Raw genomic sequence first — 6,524 nt, forward strand, 5'->3', positions numbered from 1 at the left:
TGCCATCGCCAGCAATACCAAAGGATACTGTAGGCTACTGACAGCCCTCATGAACAGCGTGGCATACCAACCCTGCCCCTCACCCGCGAAGACTGAGCTGTGCCGTTTCAGGGCGCATTGGGGCAATCACCGCAAGACAAGTCATCAGCAATAAAAAACCCCCGTCGATGACGGGGGCCTGAACACTCGGGGCTGACGGCTGCGCTTAGCAGTAGCCGTAGCCCAGCAGACGCTGGTAGCGCTGCTCCAGCAGTTGCTCGGTATCGAGCGGACGCAGGGCGTCCAGATCCTGCTTGATGCGGGCCTTGAGGTTTTTGGCCATCTTCTCCACATCGCGGTGAGCACCGCCGAGGGGCTCGTCGATCACGTGGTCGATCAGCTTGAGCTCTTTCAGACGCTGGGCAGTGATACCCATCGCTTCGGCAGCTACGGAGGCCTTGTCGGCACTCTTCCACAGGATGGAGGCACACCCTTCCGGCGAGATGACGGAGTAGGTGGAGTACTGCAGCATGTTGACGCGGTCACCCACGCCAATGGCCAGCGCACCACCGGAGCCACCCTCACCAATCACGGTGCAGACCACCGGCACGGTCAGACCGGCCATCACTTTCAGGTTGCGGGCAATCGCCTCGGACTGGCCACGCTCTTCGGCACCGACGCCAGGGTAAGCGCCCGGGGTGTCGATAAAGGTGATGATCGGCATCTTGAAGCGCTCGGCCATCTCCATCAGACGCAGGGCCTTGCGGTACCCTTCCGGACGCGGCATGCCGAAGTTGCGCTTGATCTTCTCTTTGGTCTCGCGACCCTTCTGGTGACCAATCACCATCACCGGCTCGCCGTCGAGACGGGCGATGCCGCCGACGATAGCCTTGTCATCGGCATAGGCGCGATCGCCAGCCAACTCGTCGAAATCGGTGAAGATATGCTCGATATAGTCAAAGGTGTAGGGGCGCTGGGGATGACGCGCCATCTGGGATACCTGCCAGGCACCCAGATCACCGAAGATCTTCTTGGTCAGCTCTTCGTTTTTCTTCTCCAGCCGGCGGATCTCGTCTTTCAGATCCACGGCGTGATTGCCTTCACTCACATGTTTGAGTTCATCAATCTGCGCCTGCAACTCGGCAATCGGCTGTTCAAAATCCAGAAAAAGACTCATAGGGCCTTAGAACCTCTAATCAAAAACCAATTCAACCCGCTCTCGTCCAAGCAGGACTCGCAAGTCATCTATCAGTTGATCGGTGGGCGTCACCCGCCACTCGGTACCGAGCGTCAATCGCACCCGGGAGCCGGGGCGACGATAGTTTACCTGAACCGGACAGACTCCGGCACGGGCGGGCTCCAAAATCTCGCACAAACGCGGGAAAAAGCGATCATCAATCCGCTGTTCATCGAGGGAGATGCGGATTGCTCTGGCAAAACGCTCCCTCGCATCGTTGATATCCAGTAATTCTCGAGCCGACATTTTAAGGCCACCGGAGAAGTCATCAAAGCTGACCTGTCCAGAAACCACCAAAATGCGGTCTTTTTGCATCAATTCTTCATATTTTTCCAGCGCTTCACTGAACAGGGTCACATCGAGGCGACCGGAACGGTCGTCCAGGGTGAAGATCCCCATCTTGTTGCCACGCTTGGTCACCATGCTGCGGGCCGCGATCACCAGCCCCGCCGCCGTGGTCACGGTATCGCGGGAGGTGGGGTGCAGATCGCACAGGCGACCCGAGGTATAACGACGCAATTCGCTGCTGTACTGGTTGATGGGGTGGCCGGTGAGATAGAGCCCGAGGGTCTCGCGCTCCCCTTCCAGCCACACCTTGTCAGGCCAGTGCGGCACGTTGGCAAATGCCTTCTTGACGTCGTCAATCTCTTCGGTGAGCACGCCGAACATGTCGACCTGCCCCACCGCCTGCGCCTTGGCGTGCTGCTCGGCGGCACGCATCGCCTCCTCCAGGGTTGCCATCAGGGCGGCGCGGTGGGGGCCGAGCCGATCCATGGCGCCGGAGAGGATCAGCTTCTCCATCACCCGCTTGTTGAGCTTCTTGATGTCGACCCGGTTGCAGAAGTCGAACAGATCGCGGAACGGGCCGTCCTGATCCCGGGCGCTGAGGATAGCGTCGATAGGGCCTTCCCCCACCCCTTTCACCGCCCCGATGCCGTAGACGATATGACCGTCTTCGTTGACGCTGAAGCGATAGCGGCCGGTGTTCACATCCGGCGGGATCACGGTGAGCCCCATCCGCTGGCACTCGTCCACCAGGGTCACGATCTTGTCGGTGTTGTCCATATCGGCGGTCATCACCGCCGCCATGAACTCGGCCGGGAAGTGGGTCTTGAGCCAGAGGGTCTGGTAGGAGACCAGCGCATAGGCGGCGGAGTGGGATTTGTTGAAGCCGTAGCCCGCAAACTTCTCCACCAGATCGAAGATCTTCATCGCCAATTCGCCGTCGACGCCATTCTTGACGGCGCCCTCCTCGAAACCGGCTCGCTGCTTGGCCATCTCCTCGGGCTTTTTCTTACCCATCGCCCGGCGCAGCATGTCCGCGCCACCCAGGGTATAACCCGCCAGGGTCTGGGCAATCTGCATCACCTGCTCCTGATAGAGGATGATGCCGTAGGTCGGTTCCAGAATCGGTTTCAGACTCTCGTGCTGCCACTTCTCGTCCGGATAGGAGATCGCTTCATTACCGTGCTTGCGGTCGATGAAGTTATCCACCATGCCTGACTGGAGCGGGCCCGGTCGGAACAGGGCCACCAGTGCGATCATGTCTTCGAAGCAGTCGGGGCGCAGCCGCTTGATGAGATCCTTCATGCCGCGGGATTCCAGCTGGAATACCGCTGTGGTCTCGTAGCGCTGCAGCAGGTCGAACGACTTCTTGTCATCGATGGGGATGGCGGCAATGTCCACCGGCGGCTTGCCCTCTTTGGCAAGACGCGGGTTGATCATGCCGAGCGCCCAGTCGATGATGGTGAGGGTGCGCAGACCCAGGAAGTCGAACTTCACCAGACCGGCGTATTCCACATCGTTCTTGTCAAACTGGGTGACCGGGTGATGGCCTTCGTCATCGCAGTAGAGCGGCGCAAAGTCGGTGATCTTGGTGGGTGCGATCACCACGCCACCGGCGTGTTTACCAGCGTTGCGTACGACCCCTTCCAAGCGGCGGGCCATATCGATGAGGTCTTTAACCTCCTCATCCTGCTCGTAGAGTTCGGGCAGCTTGGGCTCGGCCTCGAATGCCTTGGCCAGCGTCATGCCCGGATCCGGCGGGATCAGCTTGGAGATGCGATCCACAAAGCCGTAAGCGTGGCCCAGCACCCGGCCCACGTCCCGCACTACAGCCTTGGCCGCCATGCTGCCGAAGGTGATGATCTGCGACACCGCATCCCGGCCGTACATGTCGGATACGTGTTCAATCACCTCGTCGCGCCTGTCCATGCAGAAGTCGACGTCGAAGTCGGGCATGGATACCCGCTCGGGGTTCAGGAAACGTTCGAACAGCAGGTCAAATTCCAGCGGGTCGAGGTCGGTGATCTTGAGGGCATAAGCCACCAGAGAGCCCGCCCCCGAGCCCCGCCCCGGACCAACGGGGATGCCGTTGTCCTTGGACCACTGGATAAACTCCATCACGATGAGGAAGTAACCCGGGAAGCCCATCTGGTTGATCACTTTCAGCTCGATGTCGAGACGCTCGTCATACTCGGGACGACGCTCGGCACGCACTTGCGGATCCGGGAACAGGAACTCGAGACGTTCCTCCAGACCCTCTTTCGACTTGGCCACCAGAAAATCTTCGGTAGTCATGTCGCCGGTCGGGAAGTTGGGCAGGAAGTATTCGCCGAGACGCACCGTCACGTTGCAGCGCTTGGCGATCTCCACCGTGTTTTCCAGCGCTTCGGGAATGTCGGCAAACAGCTCCGCCATCTCCTCCTGACTGCGCAGGTACTGCTGGGGGCTGTAGCGACGGGGGCGGCGTTTGTCCATCAGGGTATAGCCATCGTGGATGGCAACCCGGATCTCGTGGGCATCGAAGTCATCGGCGTTGAGGAACACCACCTCGTTGGTGGCGACTACCGGCAGCTCGAACTCGGTGGCAATGGCCACCGCCATGTGCAGATAGACCTCTTCGTCGGGTCGACCGGTGCGCAGCAGCTCGAGGTAGTAGGCATCGGGGAAGTGGGTCTGATAGAAGGCGACGCACTGCTCGGTCATCTGCCGGTTGCCCTTGAGCAGGAACTTGCCCACATCCCCCTCGCGGCCGCCGGAGAGGACGATCACCCCCTTGGCATGCTCGGCGAGCCAGCTCTTGTCAATAACCGGACGCCCCTGCACGTGGCCGCGCTGGTAACCGCGGGAAATAAGCAGGGTGATGTTCTGGTAGCCGTCGTTATCCATGGCGAGCAGGGTGAGACGGAACTGCTCGTCGCCGAGCTCATCGCTCTGCACCCAGAAGTCGGCACCGACGATGGGTTTGATCCCCTTGCCGTGGGCTGCGCCATAGAAGCGCACCAGACCACACATGTTCATCTGATCGGTCAGCGCCAGCGCCGGCATGTTGTTGGCCGCAGCCGCCCCGACGATGGGGTTGATCTTCTGCAGGCCATCGACCATGGAGAAGTCGGAGTGGACTCGCAGGTGGATAAAACGGGGGTCAGCCATCGTCATCTCCTCTCGCTGCTCAAACTAAATGGCATGGTCTACTCGATCCCCAGTGCGCGGCGCACCGGTTTGAAGCTCTTGCGATATTCGGGCAACGGGCCACGCTCGGCCAGAATGGCGAGGTGCTCAGGCGTAGGGTAACCCTTGTGGCGGGCAAAACCATACTCGGGATGGCGACAGTCCAGCTCGGTCATCTCCGCATCGCGGGTCACCTTGGCGAGGATCGAGGCGGCGCTGATGGCGGCCACCAGGCTATCGCCCTTGACCACGGCACGCGCTTCCATCGGCAACGCCGGACAGCGATTGCCATCGATAAAGACCAGCTCGGGGGTGACCTTCAGTCCCGCCACGGCGCGCTGCATCGCCAGCATGGTGGCATGCAGGATGTTGAGCCCGTCGATCTCCTCTGGAGTGGCGCGACCGATGGCCCAGGCGAGCGCCTTCTCTTTGATCTCGTCAAACAGGGCGAGGCGCTTCTTCTCAGAGAGCTTCTTGGAGTCGTTGAGCCCCGCGATCGGATTGGCGGGATCGAGAATGACCGCAGCGGTGACCACGTCACCCACCAGGGGGCCACGGCCCACTTCGTCCACACCGGCAACCAGCTTGTCGTCAGGAATATCGATCATCATCTTGTAGCCTTGAATCAAAACAGGCCCCGTGGGGCCTGACAGGGGTCGACTGGCGCGGCATCACCGCTCGGAAAACGGATTAACGGGCTGTGCGGCGCAATCGACGGTCCGAAATAGCGTTATCTGCCGAGCAGATCCGCCACCGCATCGGCGGCCTGCGAGTCGGCATTGCAGCGGATCAGCTGGTGCAGCTCGGTGAAGGTGTTGACCAGCGCACTGTTGTCGTGCTCGAAGTACTTGCTCACCTCTTCCACCAGATTCTCCGGGGTACACTCGTGCTGGATGAGTTCCGGCACCAGCATGCGACCGGCGAGCAGGTTGGGCAGAGAGACAAATTCGGTCTTTACTAGTCGCTGGGCCAGCCAATAGCTGAAGGGCTTGAGCTTGTAGCCCACCACCATCGGCTTTTTCACCAGCATGGCTTCGAGCGCCGCGGTGCCGGAGGCCAGCATCACCACGTCGGCGGCGATCATCGCCTCGCGGCCCTGCCCTTCCAGCAGCACCATGTCGAGACCCGGCGCTACCTCGGCCTTGATGGCCATGAACTGCTCGCGCCGTTTCTGGTTGACCAGCGGCACGATAAAGCCGAGATCCGGATAGCGCACCGTCAGGTGTTTACACGCTTCGAGAAACAGGGGGGACATAAAGCCCACTTCTGCGGTGCGGCTGCCCGGCAGCACCGCCAGCCAGCGGCGATTGGCATCGATACCGAGATTGCGACGCACGGCAGCCTGATCCGGCACCAATGGAATATCATCCGCCATGGTGTGACCGACAAAACGGCAAGGGGCGTCGAAGCGGTCGTAGAAGGCTTTCTCGAACGGCAGGAAGGCGAGCACCATGTCGGTAGCGGCCTTGATCTTGTGAATGCGGTTCTGGCGCCAGGCCCACACAGAGGGGCTGACATAGTGAACCGTCTTGATACCGGCGCGGCGCAGTTTCAGCTCCACCCCGATATTGAAATCCGGTGCATCCACGCCGATGAAGATATCGGGCGGATTGGCAATAAAGTGGCACAGCAGTTCGCGACGAACCTTGAGGATGCGCGGCAGACGGCCAAGCACCTCGGTGATCCCCATGACGGAGAGCTCTTCCATCTCGAACAGCGCCTTGACGCCGAGGGCCTGCATCCGCGGCCCGGCGATCCCTTCAAACTGCGCATCCGGGTAGCGGGCTTGCAGCTCGCGCACCAGACCGGCAGCCAGAATGTCGCCGGAGACCTCTCCGGCGACGATACCGATACG

At 60.8% G+C, this 6,524-nt stretch carries 4 protein-coding genes; all 4 read right to left on the reverse strand.

The window, feature by feature from the left end; all coding sequences use genetic code 11:
- Positions 1-205: 205 nt before the first annotated feature.
- On the reverse strand, positions 206-1,156 hold the full coding sequence (accA, locus tag AB5Y82_RS00615) for an acetyl-CoA carboxylase carboxyl transferase subunit alpha (RefSeq protein WP_005338549.1): 951 nt from the start codon (positions 1,154-1,156) through the stop codon (positions 206-208).
- 15 nt (positions 1,157-1,171) lie between these two features.
- Positions 1,172-4,651, reverse strand: coding sequence for a DNA polymerase III subunit alpha (dnaE, locus tag AB5Y82_RS00620; protein ID WP_042081101.1), 3,480 nt, complete (start codon positions 4,649-4,651; stop codon positions 1,172-1,174).
- A 38-nt stretch (positions 4,652-4,689) separates the two neighbouring features.
- The gene (gene rnhB / locus AB5Y82_RS00625) at positions 4,690-5,280 is read right to left on the reverse strand and encodes a ribonuclease HII (RefSeq protein ID WP_019445224.1); all 591 of its coding nucleotides are present in this window, start codon (positions 5,278-5,280) and stop codon (positions 4,690-4,692) included.
- A 119-nt stretch (positions 5,281-5,399) separates the two neighbouring features.
- A partial coding sequence (lpxB, locus tag AB5Y82_RS00630; protein WP_368173522.1) for a lipid-A-disaccharide synthase occupies positions 5,400-6,524 on the reverse strand: 1,125 nt, incomplete at its 5' end.

Source organism: Aeromonas sp. s13 (assembly GCF_040907905.1).
Classification (GTDB): domain Bacteria; phylum Pseudomonadota; class Gammaproteobacteria; order Enterobacterales; family Aeromonadaceae; genus Aeromonas; species Aeromonas veronii.